Annotated in this window: 20 protein-coding genes; 12 read left to right on the top strand and 8 right to left on the bottom strand. The window is 55.5% G+C overall.

Annotated features, from left to right (window positions below):
* Positions 1-10: 10 nt before the first annotated feature.
* The 4 genes from BRW62_RS14040 to cruF all read left to right on the top strand — a co-directional run bounded on the left by BRW62_RS14040 (position 11) and on the right by cruF (position 3,001).
* Positions 11-337, top strand: a complete 327-nt coding sequence (locus BRW62_RS14040) for a hypothetical protein (protein ID WP_227517351.1) — start codon at positions 11-13, stop codon at positions 335-337.
* Positions 322-1,467, top strand: coding sequence for a potassium channel family protein (locus BRW62_RS09495; RefSeq protein WP_237269086.1), 1,146 nt, complete (start codon positions 322-324; stop codon positions 1,465-1,467). The genes BRW62_RS14040 and BRW62_RS09495 overlap by 16 nt, the downstream gene beginning before the upstream one ends.
* Positions 1,468-1,471: 4 nt before the next feature.
* On the top strand, positions 1,472-2,011 hold the full coding sequence (locus tag BRW62_RS09490) for an SRPBCC family protein (protein ID WP_099799228.1): 540 nt from the start codon (positions 1,472-1,474) through the stop codon (positions 2,009-2,011).
* Between the two features lie 81 nt (positions 2,012-2,092).
* Positions 2,093-3,001: a gamma-carotene 1'-hydroxylase CruF gene (gene cruF / locus BRW62_RS09485; protein WP_099799227.1), complete on the top strand. Its 909-nt coding sequence runs from the start codon at positions 2,093-2,095 to the stop codon at positions 2,999-3,001.
* On the opposite strand, the gene BRW62_RS14035 is transcribed toward cruF, so the two are convergent.
* Together BRW62_RS14035 and priA are read right to left on the bottom strand one after the other, a co-directional pair.
* A complete protein-coding gene (locus BRW62_RS14035; protein WP_227517350.1) occupies positions 2,966-3,256 on the bottom strand; it encodes a hypothetical protein in 291 nt (96 codons plus the stop codon). The genes cruF and BRW62_RS14035 overlap by 36 nt on opposite strands.
* Positions 3,253-5,451 carry a primosomal protein N' gene (gene priA / locus BRW62_RS09480; protein ID WP_227517349.1) on the bottom strand — a complete coding sequence of 733 codons (2,199 nt, stop codon included), beginning with the start codon at positions 5,449-5,451 and terminating at the stop codon, positions 3,253-3,255. The genes BRW62_RS14035 and priA overlap by 4 nt, the downstream gene beginning before the upstream one ends.
* A gap of 228 nt (positions 5,452-5,679) precedes the next feature.
* Here priA and hpsA point away from each other — a divergent pair, with 228 nt between their 5' ends.
* The 6 genes from hpsA (at position 5,680) to BRW62_RS09450 (ending at position 15,269) form a co-directional block, all read left to right on the top strand.
* The gene (gene hpsA / locus BRW62_RS09475) at positions 5,680-10,764 is read left to right on the top strand and encodes a hormogonium polysaccharide biosynthesis protein HpsA (RefSeq protein ID WP_099799226.1); all 5,085 of its coding nucleotides are present in this window, start codon (positions 5,680-5,682) and stop codon (positions 10,762-10,764) included.
* A 16-nt stretch (positions 10,765-10,780) separates the two neighbouring features.
* Positions 10,781-11,431 carry a hypothetical protein gene (locus tag BRW62_RS09470; protein ID WP_099799225.1) on the top strand — a complete coding sequence of 217 codons (651 nt, stop codon included), beginning with the start codon at positions 10,781-10,783 and terminating at the stop codon, positions 11,429-11,431.
* An 18-nt stretch (positions 11,432-11,449) separates the two neighbouring features.
* On the top strand, positions 11,450-12,442 hold the full coding sequence (locus BRW62_RS09465) for a prepilin-type N-terminal cleavage/methylation domain-containing protein (protein ID WP_099799224.1): 993 nt from the start codon (positions 11,450-11,452) through the stop codon (positions 12,440-12,442).
* Positions 12,443-12,455: 13 nt separating this feature from the next.
* Positions 12,456-13,031, top strand: a complete 576-nt coding sequence (locus tag BRW62_RS09460; protein ID WP_099799223.1) for a prepilin-type N-terminal cleavage/methylation domain-containing protein — start codon at positions 12,456-12,458, stop codon at positions 13,029-13,031.
* A gap of 117 nt (positions 13,032-13,148) precedes the next feature.
* Entirely contained in the window at positions 13,149-14,474 is a 1,326-nt protein-coding gene (locus tag BRW62_RS09455) for a TldD/PmbA family protein (RefSeq protein ID WP_099799222.1), read from the top strand.
* 45 nt (positions 14,475-14,519) lie between these two features.
* Complete coding sequence (locus BRW62_RS09450; RefSeq protein ID WP_099799221.1) at positions 14,520-15,269, top strand: Uma2 family endonuclease; 750 nt, start codon at positions 14,520-14,522, stop codon at positions 15,267-15,269.
* Positions 15,270-15,416: 147 nt separating this feature from the next.
* On the opposite strand, the gene BRW62_RS09445 is transcribed toward BRW62_RS09450, so the two are convergent.
* The 3 genes from BRW62_RS09445 to BRW62_RS09435 all read right to left on the bottom strand — a co-directional run bounded on the left by BRW62_RS09445 (position 15,417) and on the right by BRW62_RS09435 (position 17,939).
* On the bottom strand, positions 15,417-16,133 hold the full coding sequence (locus tag BRW62_RS09445) for a biliverdin-producing heme oxygenase (RefSeq protein WP_099799220.1): 717 nt from the start codon (positions 16,131-16,133) through the stop codon (positions 15,417-15,419).
* Positions 16,134-16,231: 98 nt separating this feature from the next.
* Positions 16,232-17,623, bottom strand: coding sequence for an argininosuccinate lyase (gene argH, locus BRW62_RS09440; RefSeq protein WP_099799219.1), 1,392 nt, complete (start codon positions 17,621-17,623; stop codon positions 16,232-16,234).
* A 97-nt stretch (positions 17,624-17,720) separates the two neighbouring features.
* Positions 17,721-17,939 carry a hypothetical protein gene (locus BRW62_RS09435; RefSeq protein ID WP_198405986.1) on the bottom strand — a complete coding sequence of 73 codons (219 nt, stop codon included), beginning with the start codon at positions 17,937-17,939 and terminating at the stop codon, positions 17,721-17,723.
* Positions 17,940-18,187: 248 nt separating this feature from the next.
* Here BRW62_RS09435 and BRW62_RS09430 point away from each other — a divergent pair, with 248 nt between their 5' ends.
* Positions 18,188-18,607 carry a photosystem I reaction center subunit II PsaD gene (locus BRW62_RS09430; protein WP_099799217.1) on the top strand — a complete coding sequence of 140 codons (420 nt, stop codon included), beginning with the start codon at positions 18,188-18,190 and terminating at the stop codon, positions 18,605-18,607.
* Between the two features lie 174 nt (positions 18,608-18,781).
* Here BRW62_RS09430 and BRW62_RS09425 read toward each other — a convergent pair whose 3' ends face one another.
* From BRW62_RS09425 to BRW62_RS09415, 3 genes are all read right to left on the bottom strand, one after another.
* Positions 18,782-19,501: an NnrU family protein gene (locus tag BRW62_RS09425; protein WP_099799216.1), complete on the bottom strand. Its 720-nt coding sequence runs from the start codon at positions 19,499-19,501 to the stop codon at positions 18,782-18,784.
* Between the two features lie 109 nt (positions 19,502-19,610).
* Positions 19,611-21,872, bottom strand: a complete 2,262-nt coding sequence (locus BRW62_RS09420) for a transglutaminase TgpA family protein (RefSeq protein ID WP_099799215.1) — start codon at positions 21,870-21,872, stop codon at positions 19,611-19,613.
* 89 nt (positions 21,873-21,961) lie between these two features.
* Positions 21,962-23,449 carry a phosphoglucomutase/phosphomannomutase family protein gene (locus BRW62_RS09415; protein ID WP_099799912.1) on the bottom strand — a complete coding sequence of 496 codons (1,488 nt, stop codon included), beginning with the start codon at positions 23,447-23,449 and terminating at the stop codon, positions 21,962-21,964.
* Between the two features lie 197 nt (positions 23,450-23,646).
* Here BRW62_RS09415 and sodB point away from each other — a divergent pair, with 197 nt between their 5' ends.
* Positions 23,647-24,249 (top strand): superoxide dismutase [Fe], encoded by a 603-nt coding sequence (gene sodB, locus BRW62_RS09410; protein ID WP_099799214.1) that lies wholly within the window; start codon positions 23,647-23,649, stop codon positions 24,247-24,249.
* Positions 24,250-24,503 lie beyond the last annotated feature (254 nt).

Here is a 24,503-nt window from a genome sequence, read left to right as displayed (position 1 = left end):
CCTGCCATTGGTGGGCGATCGCCCCTTACGAGGACATTTGGGGATACCCATGGGACGCGGTCGCCTACGTCAGCAGCTTGACTTTTTTATTCACTCCCCGCGGGTGGAGGTGGGGTTAGTCATCTTAATTCTTACCTCTGCCGTGTTGGTCGTGGTGGATATCTTATGGGTGGGGCAAGGACGACCTAACGTTGTCCTGATGCTGGCAGAGCTGCCCCTGCGGATGTGTTTTTTTATTGAGCTATTTGTACGGTTTGCGATCGCCCGCAAAAAAAGCGATTTTTCCGCCACTATTGGCTGGATATCATTGCCATCTTACCCATGCCACCACAGCTAACCCTATTCCGCCTGCTACCGCTGCTGCGGCTGCCGCGCGCTGCCATTCTCATCAACCGTAACCTGCATTACCTTTCACCGCAGGTCTCCGGCGTGTACAGTGTCCAAATTTCGGCGCTGTTAATGATTGTGTTGATCATGCTCTTTGGGGGGCTAGCCTTTTATATCATCGAAGGAACGAGTAACCCCGACATTCAAAACTTAGGGGATGCCCTGTGGTACAGCTTCTTCTCACTCATCTCGGCAGAGCCGATTGGTGCCTATCCGCAAACCCAGGCTGGGCGCGTCATCACCCTTGTGGTCGTGCTGGCAGGAGTAACCCTCTTTGCCGTTTTTACCGGTTTGATCTCTGCCTTGATGGTGAAACGCCTGCAGTCCGTTATGAACATTAAAAACTTTGACCTTGATGAACTGCGCAACCACATTATTCTCTGTGGTTGGAATCGCAGTGCCCCCCTTGTGCTGCAAGAATTACAGAGCGATCAGCAAACTCGCCACGCTCCCATTGTCATTGTGGTGGAGCTAGAGCAACTACCCCTCAATGAACTGCGCTCCGTGGATCAAAACCGCCTGTACTTTTATCAGGGAGACTATACCCGCATCGATGTTCTGGAAAAAGTGCAAATTTACCATGCGTCGCGGGCGATTCTTTTGGCAGACACCAGTCAACCCCGTAGTGACCAAGACCGTGATGCCCGCACGGTGTTGGCCGCCCTCACGATTGAAAAACTAAACCCTAGCATTTACACCTGTGCCCAACTGTTAGATCGCAATAACAATGTGCAGTTGCAGGCCGCGGGGGTAGAGGACGTGGTGGTGGCTGATGAAATGGCCGGACACCTGATTGGGAATGCGGTGCGCAACCAGGGCGCGATGGATGTGTTTGCCGAGCTAATTACAGTACAGGTGGGAAATCAGTTTTATCGCTTGCCCTTGCCGGCTCCATTGGCCTCGCAGTCCTTTTGGCAGGTACAAAGCTACTTGAAAAAAGAGTACGATGCTCTACTCATTGCGGTGGAGCGCCGTACAGATGGCCGTCGCCAAACCTATGTCAACCCTCCGGCAGACTATCCGTTACAGTTAGGGGACTACGTTGTTATGATTGCACGGCAATGTCCGCAGTGGAGTTAGCCCCATGGAAATCTCTAGCCAAGTGCAACTCCCCTACCCTCGCGAGCAAGTGTATCGCACCTATCGCGATCGCCTGCCGGAACTGGTGGCGTGGATGCCCAATGTCCGCCAGATTGATCTCAAAGAACGCTCAGAACAGCCCAATACCTTGGATATGGTCTTAGTCTGGCATGGCGGTGGTGAAATTCCTGCGGCGGCGCGTGCCCTCCTCAGTGAGGCGATGCTGTCGTGGACGGACTACTCCCACTGGGATGATCAAGGCTATCGCACGCAGTGGCGCATTGCCCCCCACGCTTTTACTGAGGCGATTGACTGCCAAGGGGAAAACCAATTTATTGCCACTGCCGATGGCACGATCATTACCAGCCGCGGGCACCTCCGCATTGACCCGAAACACATTCATGGGGTGCCCTCATTTCTGGCGGGGATAATTGCCCGAACCGTTGAAGACTACTTAGGACAGCAAATTGAGCCAAATTTTCAACAACTAGCCGCCAGTGTGGCAGCATTTTTAGCAGTAACTTACCACGTCTCCCCAGAGTAGGGAGAATCTTCTTGCCTTGAGGTGATACATTATAAACATTTGTAAACAGGGTCGCTACCCCTTGTTGTTGAGACTGCCCCTATGAAACCCATCAACCGCCTCTACCGTGCTGAGCAAGTTTGCCTCATCAGTCATATTATGGCCATGGCCTTTGGCTTGGCGGGCTTACTGCTAGTGGTGCCCCATCCAGAATTTATTCTCGCGTTGCCGCCGTGGGGGCAGCAGCTCTTTCAACTCAGTATGGGGAGCGGTGGTGTGGTGTATATTGTGCTGGGGGCGGTGGCGATCGCCCTGCACGCCTACCGCAACTTTGGCCTTGGCAAACTCTTGGGGTTTTTACTACCCGCCCTTGGCATCTCCTTAACCAGTGAATTGCTAGGGACAAGCACGGGCTTTCCCTTTGGTCACTATGGCTACCTCAGTGGCTTAGGCTACAAGGTTGCGGGGTTGGTGCCCTTCACCATTCCACTGTCATGGTTTTATATGGGGCTGGTGACCTTCCTGTTGGCCTACAGCGGTTTTATCAGCCGCCCGCTGCGGGAGGGAAAGCGGATCGGTCTTGGGGCAGGGGTGATCACAGTGGGGCTGGCCGCCATTTTTTTGACCGCGTGGGATTTCGTTTTGGATCCCGCCATGAGTCAAACTGCGGTGCCCTTCTGGCAGTTTCAGGATGTCGGCGAATTTTTTGGGATGCCCTACCGCAATATTTTAGGTTGGACGGGCACTGCTGCCGTGTTTATGGGCTTGGGGCTAGTGGCGTGGTGGCCTAAACCCATGGTGGTGAACCGTACACAACTCATTACCCCCCTTGTTATTTATCTTGTGAACTTTGCCTTTGGGGCTATGATTACTCTCACGGCCCTGGACCAGCGGTTTTGGATTCCCACGACCCTAGGGGTAGTGCTGGGGGTGGTTCCTGTGGTTGCGCTGTGGTGGAGTGCCGATGCCACCCCCCTAGAGGAAGTTCAAGGGGTCAACATCAATACTTAAGCGTACCTCCCGCGGGCACTGCTCCTTGAGGGTGATCAGGTGGGGGCTGAGGGTGGCTAGGGTGCCAAACCGCCCCTTGAGGAGAATTTGCCAGCGGTAGCGCTCGGCAATTTTGGCGATCGCCGCTGGGGCGGGGCCGAGTACCTGCCAGTCCCCAGTTTGCATCGGTGGTAGTGCAACCAACTGATCCGCCACCATGGCCGCGGTGGCAGCAACGCGATCGCCATCCTTGCTACTGAGGCGCAGCAAAATCAACTGGCAATGGGGGGGTATCCGAGGGGTTCACGGCTGGCGAGTTCCTGCTGGGCAAACTCCTGCCAAGCGTAGGCTTTAACCGCACCAATCACGGGATGCTCGGGCACATAGGTTTGCAAAATCACCTGTCCGGGCAGGTGCCCTCGCCCCGATCGCCCCGCCACTTGCGTGAGAATTTGAAACGTGCGCTCTGCCGCTTGATAGTCGGGCAAATGGAGCAGCCCATCCGCTGCTAGAATCCCCACCAGAGCCACCTGGGGTAAATCAATCCCCTTGGTCAGCATTTGGGTGCCCACCATAACATCGGCCTCCCCCGCGGCAAACGCTGCAAGCAGCTGGCGATGCGCTCCCTTGCGCTGGGTGGTGTCACTGTCAAACCGCAGCACCCGCAGATCTGGAAAAAGGCGATTGAGCTCGGCCACCACACGCTGGGTACCGCTGCCAAAGGGCTTGAGGTACGGCGAATCGCAGACTGGGCAGCGCTGCGGCACCCCTTGGCTGTAATTGCAATAGTGACAGCGCAGCACCTGGCTATGCTGATCGTGCAGATGCACCGTCAGGGAGACACTGCAATGGGGGCAGTCAATGGCACTGCCACAACTGCGGCAGGACACAAAGGTGCTGTGGCCGCGCCGCTGAATAAACAGAATGGCCTGTGCCTGCTGTTGCGGCAGGTGTTTTAGGGCATTTTGCAGCAGGCGGCTAAACATGGTGCGGTTCCCCCGCCGCAACTCCTCGCGCATATCCACAACCGTGATGGGGGGGAGGGGCACCGCATGAATGCGCTCGGGCAAACTCAAGTAGGTGATGTGCCCCGCTTGGGCACCCTGCCAGGTGCTCAGGGCTGGCGTGGCAGACCCTAAAATTAAGGGGCACTGATCCTGTTGCGATCGCCACCGCGCCACCGTGCGGGCATGGTAACAGGGCTGCGGTTGATCCTGCTTGTAGCCACTGTCGTGCTCCTCATCCAGCACAATTAGCCCCAACCCCGCAAGGGGCAGCAAAATTGCCGACCGGGTGCCAATCACCACCCGTGGCTCTGCCAATAGCGTCAGCCGCCACGTATCGTAGCGCTCGCCATCACTGAGGCCACTGTGGTACACCACCACCCGATCGCCAAAGCGTGCCCGCACCCGATCCGTTAGCTGGGGAGTCAAGCCAATTTCTGGCACCAATAGCAGCGCCGATCGCCCCTGCGCCAAGCACGCCCCAATCGCCTGTAAATACACCTCAGTTTTGCCAGACCCCGTCACACCGTGCAGCAAAAACTCCTGCGTCCGTCCTAAGCTGGCCACAATTGCCGCTAGAGCGCTCTGCTGCGCCAACGTCAACCCTTGCGGCTGATCCGCTGGTACTGCCATCCCCTGATCAAGGCGACAGCGCTGCCGCGCCACAATGGCCACGTACCCGCGCTCTACCAAGCGTTGGATCGTTTTAGGACTGCTGCCCGTAGCCCGCAATAGGTCTTGCAGCCAACAGTCTTGGGGCTGTTGCCGTAAATAGTCCACAATCCGGCGTTGGCGATCGCTCAGATCAGCCCCATCGCAGCGCAACAGCACCACCGCCTGTTGCCACTGCGCCTGTGCTTGAGGTGGCGCAGCCCAATAGACCTCAACCACCCCAAGGCGCACTAACTCAGCAATCCCCCGCTGCGATCGCGGCACGTGCTGCGCCACATAGCGCAGACTGTAGTCCCCCGTCGCACTCTTTTGCAAAAACGTGAGCACCTGTTGCGCCCCGACCGATAGGGGCGGTATCGCCGTTGTGCGTAACCGCAGCCGCCGTTGCGATCGCCCCAACACCCCCGGCGGTAACGCCGTCCGTACCACCTGTATCAGCGGCGTACAGTAATAGGCGGCCACCTGCTCTAGGACGTGCCAGTAGCCCACCGGCAAAAACGAGGTACCCACCACCGCCGTCAACGGCCGCACCTGCTCTGCGGCCACCGCCTCCGGCAAATCGCTTAGCACCTGCAAGACAATTCCCCGCAGCAGTTGTTGGCCAAAGGGCACCTCCACAATGTCCCCCGCCGCCACGGTCCAGCCCGCCGGCACCCCGTAGGTATAGGCCTCCTCCACCCCTGGGCAATCCACGAGCACACTCACCCACTGCCCCAGCGTAGGTGCAACAGACGATGTCAAGCGCTCCTCTCGCCCGTGATCTAAGTCACCACCAATGACCATCGCAGCCGTCAAAATACAAAATTAGAGCATATAGTGTTGCGGCATATCCAAGATTCTTGGCGGGTGGCACGCGATCAAGGGCAACATCCCCTGAGACGCTCACCCCTAAACCACAAAAAGTAAAATTTTATGAAGAGCCCACCGTCACCATGAAATTTTTTAAGAAAAAATAACCACACTAAAGTAAACCCTTGCCGGTTCCGATCACCGCTCCTTGCTTGTCTTTCATAAGGTTACCCTATGACTCAGCAGCACCGACGCTTTGGCCTCTCTAAACGGCAGTATCGCAAACTGATTCGCAGCATTCGCCATCTTTTCTATCAACTGCGGCTGTGGTTACAGCGTCGCCTTTCGCCAGTGCTGCGACAACGCCGAGGGCGACCCGCGCGCTTTGGCCGGGCAGGTTTTGTGTTGCCCACCGCCATCATCGTTATCTTGGTGCTGACCCTAACGGTGGGTGCCCTGATGCTGCGCACCCTGAATCGCACCAGCCAAGTGTCCGGCGAACGTCAAGATATTCAAGTCCTCAACGCCGCCACCCCGGCCATTGACCGTGCCAAAGCCAAACTGGAATACCTCTTTACCCGCGAACCCCGCCGTCCCAGTGGGGTACCCGGCGAGGCGCGGCTACAGGAACTCATGCTCAACGAGGGCGCAAACCCTGACCCCTACACCCTTGCCGACGAACAGCGAATTGACATCAATGGCGATGGCGCGGTGGATAACGCGTGGGTCTTTCAGCCTACCCCCAACTCCATTGTCGCCTACTCCATTTTGATGACCCGCCCCAACGATACCCAAATCAACCAAAGCGATGCTGCCAAAGCCGCCGCCTTAGTCACCCGTAACCGCGCTCTGAATATTTCTGAAGCGGGTGGTCAGTGTGCAAGTGTGGGTGGCACCGCCGCTGGCAGCGCAGAAGCAGGGTGGGATAGTATTGGCACCGCTAGTTTGCGCAAGAACTTTCAGGTCAACGCCTTTGTCTATGAAAACCGCAATGGCGGTCAAGCCCTTGCCACCCTTGATTTTGTGCAAGAGCGCGAGTTAGATCGCGGCAATAAGTGGGGGGCATGGTTCCGCAATGACCTTGAAATTTTTCCAGGGCCGCCCTTCCGCTGGAATGGTGCCATACACACAGAGGGGAGTATTTTTGTGGGTGGCGGCAACAACTTCACCGCCTATCTTGTCAGCTCCCCCAACTCCTGCATCTATACCCGTGCCGCCTCAGAAATTACCGCCGCCCAGGTTCCGGATATTTACGACATGGATCGCGATGGCAATACCACAGAACCCGTGTTCCAAGGACAGTTTATTGCCGGTACCCTGCGGGACAATAACACCAACGGCATCACCACGGTGCACTCCTACCGCGAGCCACCAGCCAGCCCCTACACCACTGGTGATAGCGACCCCCCCGGCCAAAATACGCAGTTTCGAGCCAGCCGTGACTCTGTTGTCGATTCCGTTAGCCAACCGGCCCAACTCGCCCTGAATCCGGTGCTGATTGTAACTCAAGATCGCAGTCGTTCGCGTGCGACAGACACCAGTAACGCCAGTTTTCGGGCGAGCAACTGGAACCAGCAGTTTTATGGTCCAGCAGACAGCGGCGGCACAGGGCGTTTCTCCAACCAGCAGGTCTCAAAGCCCTACGTGGATGATACCTACCGCGCCGACGATCGCTACGGGCCTAAACCGGTCTATGCCAACGTCACTCGCGATGCCCTTGAGAATGATCCTGCCGTAGCCGCAGAATTTGCCGATCGCGTCGTGCCGCCCGGCACCCTAATTGGCAGCCAAATTCCCAGCACTAACCAACTCCTGCTGCGCAATACCGTCCCCGCCTCTGCCGAGGTCGATCGCCGCACCGAAGTCGGCCTCGATGGTTACTGGGAGCGCCGCGCCCGCCAAGAAGGGCTACGGGTGATTGTGGGTGAACGTCTTGAACTCGGTAAACCCCTCGACCCGCCCGCAGGCAACACTGCCGACAACAACCGCCGCAACGAGTTTTACCAGCATCGCACCCTGCGCGATGACCTCGCCGCCGTGCAAGCCACCGCCATTTACCACTACAAAGCGGCGGGCACCACTATTAACTCCAGCATTCCCGATCCCTTTGTGCAGCCCTATCCTGGCCAAGATACCGGCGGTTACCAACCCGTTGCCTGCCTCGCCACCACCCACCACCACGGTACCCCCCAAGCAGCGCTGCGCAGCATTATGTTTAACCAGTACGCTGGGGTAACCCTGCCTGCTGGGTTTCGGTTCTTTGACTTCTTTACTGGCCGCGGCACCAACGGCTGGGAGTTTAGTCCCCCTCCGAACACCCCCGCGATGCAGCAGGCACTGGCCAACTTAGTGGCCTATGCCGCTGACACAAGCCAAAATGGCACCGGCATGCTGGGTGCCTTTCCAGCGCGTCAAGAAGCAGGCCAAATTCACCCCGACCCTGTGCGTACCCGTGCCGGTAACTTTTCTAACCTTGCCCGTGCCCTCGACCCCACCTACGGCAACAATAGCTTGGCCGACCAAAGCACCAAGCAAACAGCGGCCTGTATGCTAGGGATGCTCGCCCACAGTGTTAATACTCTGACAAGTCTTAGCTATGATAGCCTCGATGAAACGGAGCTTGACAACCTCAACAAAGCGATCCAGAACTTAGATCAGTTTCAGCAGCCGTCACCGCTGCCGCCATCCCTCTATGACAACGGGGAAGTCATTCCCTTCGGCAAGAGCCCCACCCCCACCAGTGCTGTGCAAGTCTATCGCCAAGGGTCTCCCGACTACAAGAATCGCCCCCTCTCCTATCGTGGCGGCTATCTGGATGCCAATGCCTACATCAGCGCCCTCATTAAGGACTGGTCAGCGCGCCCACTCCAAGAAACTAATGACGATGTCAATGCGCGGCTGGCACGCCTCATTGCCCTCAAAGAGCAAGTCGAGTATGACCTCAACCGCAACACCCCAGAGCGCTACAAGTGCCGTATTCCTACGGAATACCGCTACTTACGGGATGCCTTTTGTTTAGAGCAGCTAGGGCAGCCAGGGCAGCCAGGGCGGCGCGGCTTCGTCATTGGCCAGCAGTTTCCGATGCCCAAGGTTGACGACCCCCCGGTCACCGTTCAGATTGAAGATGCCCCCAGCTATAACTTTCATGTGCGCGATAGCGATCGTGGGAGCGATGTCTATATTGCTGGCGTAGGTCGTATGAAGTTAATAGACTTTCACACTGATAATGACACGGGCAAATTGCAGTGGGTAGAATTGCAAAACGCCTATCCGCCTGAACAGGGGGGTCCCTTCCTTGGTGCTCAGATTCTGGCAGGTGCCTCCGCCTCGATCATGACCGAGCCATTACAAACTGGAAAGCTCATTGCCGCTGTGACCTTGCCCGATTCAGGCTCTACAGTTTTCGATGTGAACATAACAGGCCTCTCTTTGAACCGTGGCGATATTCTTGAAATCCGCTCTGGAAGTACTTTTGCGGGTCGCTTTGTGGTGACTAAGAATAGCCCTACCGTCACCCTGCGCTACCTTGGCGACAGCTCTATTAGCAGTATTCCTATAAACTCTGTTGTTGTCCATCTAGGAAATCGCAACCCAGATGAGCCAAGTAAGCTAAAACCCATTCTCGGCACCTTTAACACCGCCATTAAATATCCCGCCCTAGCCAAAATCTTCGACGGTGTGGCTCCGGCGGACATTAAGGCAGACCCCCGCGACAATACGGGTGAGTTCCTTATTCCTAACGAGGCGGCCACGGGTGTAACCATTAATTCCCAGCGTTTTCCCAATCGCCTCAATCAAATTATTGACTTTGCGGGCAATGCCCGGAATGTGGCCTTTTTGGACAATACCCTGTTTAATGGCCGCGAGGAAATGGCCGTGCGGGAAATGGACTTTGACCTCGACCTGCTGCGGCGTACCCCCATTGGGGGTGACACATGGCTGCCGATGGGGGGCATTGTCTATGCCTTCCGCGAAGATGCCGTGCGCGAAGATGGCATTGCTCGGCCCGCGGTCAGTGGTCAAAACTGGATGAATACCAATCCAGCCGCGCCTCACGATCCGACATTGGCGGCCAATGGCATTTCCACAAAACCGGTGGACTTCTTCCCCGATCCCATGCGCCGTCCCAATGGCTTCCGCCTCTGGAATGGCGTGCGCCTCGATCGCCAAGGCATTAGTGCCGATCGCAACATTGCGGGCTTGTCGTTTATTAGTGATAACCCTGTGTATATCCAAGGGCACTTTAACTGGCATAGTACCAATGGCAGCACCAGCGAAGCGAACCGCATCGAAGAGTTTACCCAAAAACTACCCAACGACTTTGGTCCCACAGACTTCTACAACAACCGCACCACCCTCGACAGTCGCTTTGCCCGCCCCGCCTCAGATACCTGGCGCCCCACAGAAATTATCGGAGATGCTGTCACCATCCTCTCGAATAACTTCTGTAATGGCTCTGCCAACGATTACTTTGCCCAAGCCTACAACGATAACATCCGAGGGTACGGCAATTCGTCACCGGAAAACGTGGCCACAAACTATACCCAAGAAACAGCGAACAATGCGCGGGTGAACAATCCCGCCAATACGCCGATCTATACGACCTGTGCCACCAGCGCTAACCTGCGCACCTCGTTCCTCAATGCCAACCGCCCCAGCGCCGATCTGCCGGAGAATTCCGTTTGGCTGCGGGAAAGCCCCTTTGACCCCAGCTCCCCCATTTTTGTGGATCGCAATGGCACACCATGGGCGGTGAATCATACTAACGGTGCGCGAGTTGATCGCACTTACAATGCCTATTACGATTTCACGAACGGGCGATCGTTGATTTCCCCAGCCGATACTCGCGTCAATGCCGTGCTGATCAGCGGGGTTGTGCCCTCCCGCCCCACCCAGTCCTACGGCGGCATGCATAACTTCCCGCGCTTCCTTGAAGCATGGGGCAACCTCTGGATTCAGGGAGCCTTTATTCAGCTCAACTTTTCCACCCAAGCGACAGGTCCCTTTGATCAAGACCAGTGGGAAGTTCCCGCAACCGATGCCTGTCGCGATGTCAACACCGCCTTTAACTGTGCTGCCAACACAGCCGAGCGCATTAACTACTATGGTGCACCTGCTCGGCGCTGGGGCTACGATGTTGGCCTCCAGCTAGCGCCCGCCGGGCCGGTTGCTAGCCGCTTTATTACCCCCGCCCGCCAACGCAGCGAGTACTACACTGAATTGCCTGCCGATGATCCGTACATTCTGCGGCTGCGCTGTGCCCAACGCCCAGGCGGCGGCGGCAGGGTAGATCCCAGCGTTACGGGTTGCCCCGCCTAATCTGGAGGTTTCTGCCATGGGTATCGTGTTTACACCAGTTCGTTATGCCCAACGCGGTCTCACCCTTGTGGAGTGCATTGTGGCCATTCTTGTCGTGAATGTGGCGGTTGCCGCCTTAGCTGCGCCCCTTATGCTCGTGGCAGCCACGCGGGTGCAAAACGATCGCATTGCCCAAGCCACTGCCCTTGCCCTTGCCGAAGCCGATCGCATGCGCGTCCTGATGGAGCAGGGGGTAAATGTGACCACTAACGTCATTCCACCCCAAAGCTCAGTAAGTGCAACACTGGGGGAGCCAAATCTGCTCTCAAGCCAGCCCCCTCCCACGACCGTGACCACCTGTACTGGCGGCGGCATGGGGTTGCCCACAGCCGCCACCCAAGGCTGCTTGCGCACCTTTAATAACGCTCAATTTGTCGTGCAGATGTATCGTGGCACCCTCACCCTTGGCCCCAATAACCGCATCGTTGGTTACCCAATGCAGGTGCGGGTCTATAACCGCGCCACATTTACCGATGGCAGCCCCAGTACCGCCACGCCCATTCAGCAGCAACCCGCCACCATGACGAGTTCCATTGGTAATGTTGGCTTACCCTTAGCGGTCATCACCACCGATATTGTGCAGGGGGATTCGAGCACAACGCTTTGTTCGATTAGTAAATGTTCCTAAAATCAAGGCAGACGAGCGATGAAACTGCGGCATTGGCGGCGGGCAACCCAAGGATTTACCCTAATTGAGCTATTGGTATCGTTCCTGATTGGCTCAGTGATCACGGTCTCTCTGGGCGCCATTTTAATTGACATGATTGAAACCGAATCTCGGGAAGCCTCCCTGAACGAGGTGCGGCAAGAACTTCAATCCGCCATGAACTTTATTATGGCAGATTTGTCCCAAGCCACCTTTGTCTATGATGGCAACTGCTTACAGGGTGCTGGCCTGTGCGCTAGCGCTAATGGCAGTAGCCGCACCCCCATTACCAATTATTTACCTAACTTTGGCGCCAATATCCGCCCCATTTTAGCCATGTGGATTTTAGAGCCGTTGCCCTACGATAATAACCCTGCCTTTGTGCTGCCCACCAGTTGCCCAGCCAGTAATCAACAGTGCCTGCGAATTCAAAATGCCCGCCGGGCTTACACGCTGGTGGTTTACTACCTCGATACAACCGCAGATAGCCAATGGCAGGGTGTTGCTCGGCTACGGCGCTATCAATTACGCCAGTATGCCACCATCAACGGCACCACAATTACCCAAACCCCCGGCTATGTGGATCCAACGGTGAATACAAACTTTGTGGCATGGCCGTTAGATTTAAATACCAATGCGAACTTGCAAGCATCCAGCCCCAGTAATGATCTAGCCAACGCACCGGTCGTTGCCGATTTTATTGATGGCAACTGGACCGATGTTGCCAGCACCCCGATTGCCTGCCAAGGGGCTGTGAGTAGTCCCAATATCAATGCCTATGTGCGCACTCCCCTGCTGAGCACCTCACCCCCGAACAGCTTTTATGCCTGTGTTCAGAGTCGTGGCTCGAACTTCAACACCGCCACCTTTGTGTATCTGCGCGCCAATCCTCGGGGTAAGCCTGCCATTCGTACCCAAGATGAAGCGGTACGGCCGGTCTTAACCACCACAGTGCTCAGTCGTGGCGTATATCAAAAAGTGCCCGGTAACTAAAGGAGGACTCAGTATGACTCAGGTGCCTAACATGATGGCAGTGCGGCGGCGCTACAGTGGCTTTACCCTTATTGAAACTCTAGTTATTGTGGTGCTTGTGGCGCTGATTGCCAGCTTGGCCGGGGTGTCGTGGTTCTCGTTGTTAAGCGAGCAACGGATGCGATCGGGGGTCAATGAAGTCATTTCCGCGATGCGGCTCGCGCAAGCCGGAGCGCGGCGGGAAAACCTCCGCTGGACGGTGGCCTTTCGCACCCAGGGTAACCGGGTGCAGTGGTCTGTGAATCGCGCCACGACCCCTGTTGCCCAGTGGCAGTGGCAAAACCTGCTCGAGAATGATGCGGATAAATTGCAGATTGTTGCTGCGCAAACAACCTTGCCCTTAGATGGGGGAATCTATCGCCTGACCTACGAGTTTAATGGTCGTGTGGCCATTACCAATACGCCACCGCAACAAATTACCTTGCAGCCAGTGGGGAGTGCTGCCGCCAATAGTCAACGCTGTGTGCAGGTGGTCACGCTGCTGGGCACGATTCGATCGCGCAAGGGTAGCGAGTGCGTAATTGCCCTCATCCCCAACCCTTCTCCCTAGGGAGAAGGGAGCTAAGGGTTTTGTGCCCTCTCCTTTGGCAGAGAGCTAGGGTGAGGGTAACAAAAGATGCAAACCTGAAAATCATACTCCTATTCAGCAACCCCTAATTGACACTAAATGACGATTGATTTTTCGACGGCGCAGCAGTTTAGTCACCAGCTCTTTGCAGCTCTTAAACCTGCGGAAGCTTTGTTCATTGAGTTTACGGGGGAGTCGAGCCAATTTATCCGCTTTAATCGGGCACGGGTACGCCAAATTGGCACAGTGGCGCAAGCAATGGTGACCCTGCGGCTGCAAACCCATCAGCGGACGGCCAGCAGCTCGTTTCCCTATACTAGCGATCTCGATCAAGCGGGGGCGATCGCCCAGCTTGAGGCGCTGCGCTCAGAAACCCTACAACTGCCGGAAGACCCCTACCTCAGCCCGCCGGTAGATACTGGCTCGATTCAAGAGACCTATATGGGCTGTCTGTTGCCTCCTGAGGCGGCGGTGGAAGCGCTCCTAACGCCGGTACACGACTTAGATTTTACTGGCATTTACAGTGGCGGCACCATCGTGCGGGGGAGTTTTAATTCCGCCGGTCAGGATCACTGGTTTGCAACGGAAACCTTTTGCCTCGACTATTCGCTCTTTACGGCGGCGGGCAAGGCCGTTAAAAATACCTACGCCGGTACCCATTGGGATCAGGGGGTCTATCATGCCCAAATTGAGGGCGATCGCCAGCAGTTATCTCAACTAGACCGACCCGTGCGCTCCCTCAGTCCCGGACGTTACCGCACCTACTTTGCCCCGGCGGCGGTGGCGGAATTGGTGGGAATGCTCTCGTGGGGTGCCGTCAGTGAGGCCAGTTATCGCCAAGGGGGGAGTGCTCTTGCCAAGCTGCGGGATGGTGCTGCCTCCCTATCGCCCCTATTCAGCTTGCACGAAGACTTTACCGCAGGAACCGTTCCCCGTTTTAATGCCGATGGCGAGATTGCCCCAGCCTGTGTGCCCCTCATTACGCAGGGACACCTGCACACGCTCTTGATCAGCCGCCGCACCGCCCAAGAGTACGGCCTGCAAGCGAATGGTGCCAGTGCCCACGAAGGATTGCGATCGCCCCTAGTTTTACCGGGAACACTGGCGGCAGAGGATTGCCTCAGCGCCCTAGACACCGGCCTTTACGTGGGTAACTTGCACTACCTCAACTGGAGCGATCGCCCCAGTGGCCGCATAACCGGCATGACCCGCTACGCCTGCTTTTGGGTCGAGCGGGGGAAAATTGTTGCCCCCATTACGGATCTGCGCTTTGACGATAGCCTTTACGCCTTTTGGGGCGAGCAACTAGACGCTTTCACCAACACACCCGTCTGGATTGCCAATACCGATACCTACGAGCAGCGATCGCTGGGCGGCACCACAGTCCCCGGAATGTTAGTAAAAGCTTTTAACTTCACCCTTTAGTGACTATCTTCTGTGCCGTATCCCCTATAACTTGTTGAGGTGACGATGAACCGTTCCCTTTCCCACACTACACCACCCCATCCTACCCTGCCACCGCTAGAAAATGGTGATGCCCTGACGCGCTGGGAATTTGAGCAGCGCTATGCCGCCATGCCCCAGGTCAAAAAAGCCGAACTGATTGAGGGAATTGTCTATATGGCCTCTCCCCCGGGCTTTGAATCCCATGCCGAACCCCACGCCAACCTGATTGGTTGGCTCTGGAGTTACAAGGTGTCAACTCCTGGCACTCGTTTGGGGGATAACTCTACCGTACGGCTAGATTTGGACAACGAACTCCAACCCGATGCCATCCTGTTAATTGACCCTCGTGCAGGGGGGCAAACCCGCTTCAGCACCGATGGTTATATTGAGGGGGCACCGGAACTGGTGATCGAAATTGCTGCCAGTTCGGCCACAATCGACCTGCGAGATAAGAAACGTGCCTACCGACGTAACGGCGTACAAGAGTACTTGGTGTGGCAAGTGCTTGATCGCAAGCTGGACTGGTTTCACCTCCAAAACGGTGACTATATTCCCCTGCAACCCGACTCTGCTGGTATCCTGCGTAGCCCTATGTTTCCGGGTCTTTGGCTGGCTTTACCCGCACTGCTAGCAGGTGACATGGTGCTGGTGCTGGCAACTCTGCAACAGGGGCTACAGACACCAGAGCATCATGCCTTTGTCCAGCAATTGCGGGAGCAGATTCCGCAAGATTTTGCTCAACGATCGCCCGAAACACCACAAGAAACTGTCTGACTTAACCAGTAAGGCGATTTTTGAAAAAGACTGTACCATCAGTAATCCTTGGAAGGGCATGGTAACCACGCCCCTACAGTGTTGCCTATGAGGAGCGAGAAGAGACTCTCCTCTTTTCCCTATCTCCTGTTCCCTCTCCTTTACCAACTATTCTGCTGTGGCCAGTTCCGTGCTGCCCCGCTGCTTGCGACGAGTGAGGCTGTTGAAGAGCAATTGACCAATCGCCTTAATCAGATTCCCTTCCAGCTCTTGGAACAGCTTCATATTCATGCCAAAGGCAGCATTGGCTTCATCCACGATGCGATCGGCGGTCGCTTCATCCACCGCTAGCTCATCTAAGCGTTGGCGATAAAGCTGCTTAAAGGCTTTTTCATCACTGATGGCCTCAAAGTGGTAAAAGGCAGTGCCTTCACCATCGTGGAGGTTCATGGCTCGCTCCGCAATCCCTTTAAGGATTTGCCCCCCCGACAAGTCTCCGAGGTAGCGCGTGTAGGAATGTGCCACGAGCAGTTCGGGAGCCGTAGTAGCAACCTCGTGAATACGAGCCACGTAAGCTTGAGTCGCCGCAGACGGAGTCACCTCCTCACGCCAGTTGGCGCCAAAGTAGTAGGCCAAGTCCTGCTCAAGGCTATGCTTACGATTGAGTTCGGGAAAATAAATTTTGCCCACGATGGGGTGGTCTTTCAACCGCTCCATTTCCATTTCCATGGCACTGTACACGTGGTAAAGGCTGGCAACGAGCTTGCGGTAGGAGCTTTTTTCAACCGTTCCTTTGAGGAAGCAACGCACAAAGCCAACATTCTCCGCCATTGTATGGGCTTTTTTGGTGCCTTCGCGCAATTTCGTTGCTAGAGACGTAGTCATTACGGAATCCTTCTTAAGAGCTTGCAACGTTTTGTATCTAAACTCGACCGCAAAAACAGTCTAATTCTCAGGCTACGGGCAAGCGGTACCGTTTTTCATTAAAAATCATTAAGGCGTCGCCGCGCCTCCTCAAGAGCCATGCGGACTTGGGCAAAGCCGGTGCCGCCATAGCTATTCCGTGCCGCCACCACTTGCTGTGGGGCAATGCGCTCGTAAATGTCGTTTTCAAACGCGGGGTGCAGAGCCTGCCACTCTTGCAGGGTTAAATCCTTAAGAAATTTACCTTGCTCTAGACAGGTTTTGACCACTCGCCCCACGAGGTTATAGGCTTCGCGGAAGGGCACCCCCTTACTGGCCAGATAGTCTGCGACATCGGTGGCATTGGCAAAATCACTATTGACTGCTGCGGCTAAGCGCTGAGGCTGAAAGACAATCCCTTGCGCCATTAAAATGGTCATGGCCTCTAGACAGGCAGTAACGGTATCTACTGCATCAAAAATGGCTTCTTTGTCTTCTTGGAGATCTTTGTTGTAGGCCAAGGGCAGCCCCTTCATAACCACTAAGAGCGCTTGAAGATGGCCAAACACCCGCCCAGTTTTCCCCCGCACCAGTTCAGGCACATCGGGGTTTTTCTTTTGCGGCATAATGCTTGAGCCAGTGGCGCAGGTATCGGTGAGCTGGATAAAGGCAAACTCCTCCGATGCCCAGAGGATGACCTCTTCGGCCAACCGCGACAGGTGCACCATAATTAAACTAGCAGCGCACAGGAATTCAATGGCAAAGTCGCGATCGCTAACGGCATCAAGGCTATTGCGATAGGGTTCAGCAAAGCCGAGTAATTGCGCACTGTAGTGGCGATCGATGGGAAAGGTGGTTCCCGCTAGCGCACCCGCCCCCAAGGGAGAGACATTTACCCGCTGCCGAAGTTGAGCCAAGCGTTGCCAGTCGCGTTCTGCCATCTCCACATAGGCCAGCAGATGGTGTGCCAAGCTCAGGGGTTGCGCCCGCTGTAGGTGGGTATAGCCCGGGATCAGGGTCTCCACGTGGGGGGTGGCCACCTCAAGGAGGGTGCGCTGCCACTGCCGCAGTTGCTGCTGGATCTGATCAATTTCGGCGCGCAGATAAAGGCGAATATCCGTGCCCACCTGATCATTACGGGAGCGAGCCGTGTGGAGCTTTTTGCCCACATCTCCCACAAGTTCTGTTAAGCGCCGCTCCACGGCAAAGTGAACATCTTCGGCATCGATGCCGGGGCTAAAGCGCCCCTGACGGTATTCTTGACGGATCTGCTCAAGGCCTTGGATCAGGCGTTCCCCTTCTTCAGGGCTGATAATGCCGGTTTTCGCCAACATTTTGGCATGGGCTTGGGAACCGGTCAGATCATACTCAATCAGGCGAATATCAAAGCCAATACTGGCGTTAAAGCGGGCGATCGCCGGATGTAGAGCGCTCTCAAAGCGTTGACTCCAAGGTTGCGGTTGAGTACTCACATGCTGGCCTCAGATGGAAAGGAATGATGCCCAAGATGAATTACCCCATCGGGGATAGGGACGTCCGCGGCATTAAACACTACGCTAAAACAGTACGCTAAAAATTGAGTAACTTACCAAATATCCAGCCGAGGGCAAGGCCAATGATCAGTGCCCAAAGTTGGCCGGAATCAACAAAGTTATTCCACGCTTTGGCAAAGTCATCCCCAAGGGTATCCTTAAACTTCTGCGCAACCAGAATTTGTGGCTCAACAGTCACGGTGGCGGGCATCAAGGTGGTGTTTTCTGTGGGCATGACCATAGAGTACGTATCCATAGGGGCAACAGAACTCAAGTTTATCCTAGCGGAGGCGGGGGCGATCGCCAAGGGATAGGGCGGCCACTGACCAACCCCATTGGGATGCAAGCCCCGTCCTGTAGGATGGTGGAGGATGTCAATAACAAACTGTTACAGTTTCTCGCAAACCTATACCAAGGCTACAGCTTCAATGTTACGATGCCGTTGAATCTAGCTGAAATGCCTAGATCATGACTATCTCGTGGGAGATTGGGAGTTAAATTCGCATGACAACACTAACTGGGCAACCCCCGCTGTACGGTGGCAGCACTGGCGGCCTCCTCAGCAAAGCCGACATTGAAGAAAAGTACGCGATCACCTGGACTAGCCCCAAAGAGCAGGTTTTTGAAATGCCAACCGCTGGGGCAGCCGTAATGCGCGAAGGCGAAAATTTGGTTTATCTTGCTCGCAAAGAGCAGTGCCTCGCGTTAGCGGCTCAGCAACTGCGTCCTCGCAAAATCAATGACTACAAGATTTACCGTATCTTTCCTGATGGAGAAACGGTACTCCTCCATCCGAAAGATGGGGTATTCCCAGAAAAAGTGAACCAAGGTCGCGAAGCAGTCAACACCGTTCCCCGCTCAATTGGCCAGAACCCGAACCCTGCCCAACTTAAGTTCAGTGGCAAAAAGCCCTACGACCCTTAGGTTTATCACCTCAGTGACCGTCCATCAGTGCGGTCAACTTAGCTCCCTTCTCCCTAGGGAGAAGGGTTGGGGATGAGGGAATTCATAGCCACATTCAGCAACACCGATGACCCCTATGGTTCAACCGTAGGGGTATTTTTGTGCCGCTATGCCGTTGATGCGTTGAACAGGTTGTTACAAGGCACCTATAGCGGTGCTGATGCCGTAAAAGTAGGGATGCAACCACCAGATCAACGCAACAAACACCGCAACCCCAACATAGGCGGGGCGCAAAAACTCGTGCCACAGGAGGGGTTGCTTGCCTTGCCAAATGGCTTTGAAGGGAATGATTGAGGTGCGAGCTTTGATGGCACGAAATGCTTCGCCATGGCGGTTCTCCCAGCGGCGATCGCCATGCCAGACGCCAAAACAATGATGGGCAATCAGCCCCAAGGAGGTCAGTAGAGTAAAGGAGGTTCCTAGCCAAAGGGTATGGGCAACACACCAGATCACCTGTCCCCAGAGTTGAGGGTGGCGGGTAATGCGGATAATGCCAGTTTCGTAGAGATGGATCTCGGGTTTTTGGATGGCGGCAATTTCCAGCAGGTTAAAGGTGGCGGGATACAGAAAGAGAAACGACAGTGCCGACAGCCCCCACACTATTGCCGATAGCCCCGGCACCCCTTGCAGTTGCCACAGTTGCACCCCATCGTAGCGATGCGCCAAGAAATAGACAATTAGCCCCGTGGCCAACGGCAGGCTCACCAACGCAAAAAAGATACGGTACAGTCTCGCACCAATACGTTTTTCGGCCCAAGGGCGCAAACTGGCCAAGCCGCTGTGGGCGATCGCAAACAACAGGAGTAACCCTACCATGATCCACTGTGACGGAGTCTGCCACGTATGGGCATCCATGCCTGAACCCTCCACCAATGCAAACCTGTAAATGCTATCCCCGATCCTAACCGTTGGGGCGATCAGAAATCTCAGTCTTCGAGTGTAGGGGATTCCATGGGGACTGTTCTCAGCGGCTGCCACCCTTGCGCATCAACCGATTCAAATGGGTAGCGGTGTGTTGTAGCGATCGCCAGCGTTGATCCTTAAGCTGGCCTAGGGCACGCCGCAGGGCGGGTAATGGTAGGGCGGCGCCGCCATACCGCCACGAGACGTAGGCGTGGGTGAGGGTGTCAATGGCGCGTTGGCTCAGGGAATCTAGCTGGGGGACATCTCGCAAGTACTGGGCATATTCCCAAGGGGTTTGGCTGTTGCGCTTGGGGAAGCCTTGCTGCGCCAGCCAGTCTAGCATTTGCACATAGAGTTGCTCAATGGCACTGAGGCGCCGCAGTCGTTGCCGATAGCGCCAACTCTGCCACAGGTAGATGCCAAACCAGAGGGCGATCGCTGCCCCACACAGCAACAATATGCCTTGTATGATTCCGCCCAGCCCTTGGGAAAATAGATCCATAAACTGCGTCAGTAGTGATTCTAGGGCAGCGAATAGGGTGCCGAAAAAGCCCGTCACGGGTGTCGGTAGCCAGCCGGTCACCCAGTTCCAAAACTGTTGCAAAACGCTAAAGGTTTGATCCACCTCTAGGGTCGCCGGATAGAGATCGTGACCCGGAATCGGATCAAACAGAAACCAGCCCAATTCAGGGAAATAGGCTTCTGTGAGGGCATAAGCATCGGTATTGCGCACAATATACAAGCCCGTAAAGGGGTTAAATTCCCCCGTGCCCAGGCCAGTAACCAATCGTGCTGGAATCCCGATACTGCGCAGCAGTAGGGTCAAGGCGCTGGCAAAGTGATCGGGGTAGCCCCCCTGCCATTCAAAGAGAAAGGTGGCCACTAAATCCTGCTCCGCAGCTAGCTTAGGGATTTGGGTATCGAGGCGGTAGGACTGTTTGAGGGCTTGGGTCAGGTAAAGAGCTTGTTCGTAGGGTTCCTCAATGGGGCGATCGGCTTTAGCCAACAGGTCTTGGGCGAGGGTTTGCAGCCGGGGGGTTAAGGCTTCAGGCACCTGCAGATACTGACGGTAGGCAGCGGGGTTGCGAATTTTGCCAGCAGTGCGCAAAACAGAGCGATCGCGCACGGGAACGTGGGAAATGACGGAATAGGTCAGCCCCTCTGGTAGGGGAACCGGAGCACGTAGCCCGCCTTCAGGATCGCGAGCAATTTCACGGGTGGGGAAGTACAGTTCGCGGGGGTCGTACAGGTGCGGAATGAGATTACTAAATTCAGAGACCACCGTATAGGTTTGAATGACTTCGCGGGTGGGTACCCGGGTGGGGAGCTGGGGGAGCAAATAGCGAAAACTCCACGGCGATCGCCGCAGAATTTCAGCAGCATCGTTAGTGCTAATGCGCCAGCCCCGTCCGGTATATTCATCAAACGCCAGTACTCGCCAGAATCCGGGAGCTTGGGATCTCACCCGCAGAATTTCCTGAGGGGTCATCACACCACCCAAGGTTTGATCGATTTCGGAGCCAAAGCCGTAGTAAAAGTTACTATCGAACTGTTGGTTGGCCAGTTCCTCCCCTACACCAGCCCCGCCCCTGCCACTCACATAGCCGGGGTTGATCACCCGCGTTTGATCAAACTCCCCATCTACTTGAATTTCAGCACTCACTGGCAGGGTGCGGATTTGATACCCCGGAAACCGTGGTAACACCACAAACACCCCTAGCCCTAGGCTCAGGATTAAAACAAACAGCCCAAACCACTGCCGCCACGACATCCCTAGGGAGTTAACTGCCAGCGGCAGCAGCCCTAAGCGCGAGCGGTAGTCTAACACTAATACCGGCAGGGCGATCGCCAAAAACACCAGCAAAAATACACCAAACATCATCGTTTGGCTAAGGGTGGCAGCCACACTGATGAGAATCAGGGCAATCACCATCGAATAACCCAGATCCTTACGCCGCGGCAGGTCAAAACTATGGAGAACTTGCAGTTGAATGAGCAGCTCAGCGAGGAGAAGGCGGGAATCGTGGGAGAGGGCAGCTAAACGTCCCAAAAAGACAACTAGGGCAATCACCATTCCCAAGGCAATCGCTAGTTTAGCGACTACATTCCTTTGCCGACGCGCCCACCAACTCCAGCTAAACCCAGCGATCGATAACGGAATTGCCCAAACACTCGTTTGGGTCTCAGCGGCAATGTCCGTGGCCACAATCCCGACAATGACCATGCAGAGCACCCCTAACCGCAGGATCAGGGAATCTTCAACATGCTTGGCCGGAGCCAGCATGGGGGAGGCCGAGATCGGGCGCAGCCAAGCCTGGAACATTGGCACCATCGTCCATAAGTAACCCTTTGGATCCTAGCAAGGGTGCATCCCCTTTGGTGGCTGGGTGCGCCAGCCAAGATAGACCGTTCTTAAGTTGTCGGTGGGCTAAAGCGCTCGTGCAGCCATGCCTGCATCCACGCCAGTATCGCCTGTACGTCTTCTGGGGAGGGGGCTTGACAGTACAGTCGTAGGAGGGGTTCAGTGCCGCTAAAGCGCACCAGTAGCCACGCGCCGGTCTCGAGGTAGAATTTATAGCCATCGCTGCGGTTGCAGGCCACAACAGCGCTGTCTAAAATCCGCTGTAGGGGGTTCGTCGCCAGCAGGTGCTCTAGCTGCTGACGCTGATGTTCAGTCTCAAGCCTTAAGTCGATGCGATCATAGTGGCTAAAAAATCCCACCTGGTGCTGCAGAGAATGGTAGTATTCGCCGACACTGCGCCCGGAGGTGACGATCGCCTCTAGCAGGTACAGCGCAGACAGGAGGGCATCCCGCTCAGGAATGTGGTGGCCATAGCCAATCCCCCCCGATTCTTCCCCCCCCAGTAAAATGGCATCTCCGGCCACCATGCGATCGGCAATATGCTTAAAGCCAATGGGGGTTTCAATGACCGGTAAGCCGTGGAGGGCAGCCACGTTACTCATCAAGTCAGAGCTACTGATCGACTTGATGACGGCACCGCGATAGGGGCTGTGTTGCGCCAGATGATCGATCAAAATGGGCATGAGTTCTTGGGCGGTGTAAAGGGTTCCCTCCCCGTCAATCACGGCGAGGCGATCGGCATCCCCATCAAAAACCAAGCAGACCGTTTGCCCCGTGTGTGGCATCTGCCGCAGTTGCTCCTGCGTCTGGTGTAAATATCGACCAATGGGTTCGGGAGCACCCCCACCAAACAGTACGTCGCGATCGCTGCGAAACTCCGGCACTGCAATCCCTAGGATGCGAGCCAAGCCCCCTGCTGCCACCCCATGCATCACATCGGCATAAACCCTAAGTTGCCCAGCCTCAATCGCTGCCCGAATTGGCGTGCAGTTCACCTGCTGTTGCAGTGCCTCGCAATACATTGGCCACGGGTCAAAGAAATGGAGCGACCCACAACCGAGTCCTACTGGGGGTGGGTCACCGCTGGCTAATTGCGCTTCAATGGCTTGGGTCACAGCAGGGGGAACCGAGCCAGCAAAGGCTCCCTTGACCTTTAAGCCACTATACATGCCAGGGTTATGGCTGGCCGTAATTACCAATGCCCCTAGGGCAGTCTCCGCTTTCACCGCCCAGCTAAGGGCAGGGGTCGGTGCCGGATGACTCGCGAGCCACACCTCATACCCTGAAGCGACCAACACCTCTGCCACCGCCGCCGCAAACTGCTCCGCCAAAAAGCGGCGATCGTAACCAACAATCATCCGAGGCGTACCCGACCCATAGGTGCGATGCAACACCCAAGCCGCTGCTTTTGCTGCCCGCACTAGCCGTGAAAACGTAAAGTCAGCCCCAATAATGCCGCGCCAACCATCCGTGCCAAAACGAATGGGGGCGTTTTCAGCGACTAACACCTGGCAGAGCGGTAACGATGGAGAAACCATGGGGTAGTCAATCACCAGACTGTTCTGACCATATCATGGGCGATTCAGAGATTCCATTGCACCTTTCACCCTAGACCGTAATAATATATTTATTGCGAATTATTAATGAGGCGATTAGTACCCCATAGTAGTACTAGTCGTGAAATGATCACCTTAGTCGCCTAACCCTCAGCCCCTTTAGAGAGGTATTGAACACTATGGCATTTGTACAAGACCCCTTACCCTTTGATCCCGGTGCCCTTGAACCCTACGGCATGTCGGCCAAAACCCTTGAGTTTCACTACGGCAAGCATCATAAGGCCTACGTTGATAATTTGAACAAACTCACCCAAGATACAGAGTTGGCAGAGAAATCCTTAGAAGATGTGATTCGGCTCAGCTATGGCGATGCGGCTAAAGCCGGAATTTTCAATAATGCGGCTCAAGTTTGGAACCATACCTTTTTCTGGAATAGCCTCAAGCCCGGTGGGGGCGGCACCCCAACTGGCGATGTGGCTGCCCGTATTAACAGTGCCTTTGGCAGCTTTGACGAGTTTAAGTCTCAGTTCAAAACCGCTGCCGCCACTCAGTTTGGGAGTGGTTGGGCATGGCTCGTACTTGAAGCGGGTACGCTGAAAGTCACGAAAACCCCTAATGCCGAAAATCCGCTGGTTCACGGTCAGGTGCCCTTGCTCACCCTCGATGTCTGGGAGCACGCCTACTACTTGGACTTTCAAAATCGCCGCCCTGACTTTATCGATAACTTCCTCAATCAACTGGTGAACTGGGACTTTGTTGCCAAAAATCTTGCTGCCGCCTAGGGGCTAGCGCTGATTGGCAGCAGGGGAAGTAGAGGGTGTAGGGAGTCTCACTGCACCCTTGTTTGTTGTGTGTAGTTGCCTAGGGTAATGTAAATTTTTGTGGGTTTGAGACGCGATAGGTGCCCGCCAATCACCACAGGATCAGTTTCTGGGGACGTAGATGTACATCTAGCCACCGCTTACACACATCAATGCCAATCCATTGTTCTTGATCCTGCATATCACTTTTGCGCCTGTCTGGGGGTAAATCAGGT

Source organism: Thermostichus lividus PCC 6715 (genome assembly GCF_002754935.1).
Taxonomy (GTDB): domain Bacteria; phylum Cyanobacteriota; class Cyanobacteriia; order Thermosynechococcales; family Thermosynechococcaceae; genus Thermosynechococcus; species Thermosynechococcus lividus.
Note: the sequence above shows the minus strand (reverse complement) of the source record. Positions and strands in the feature narration are given on the sequence as shown.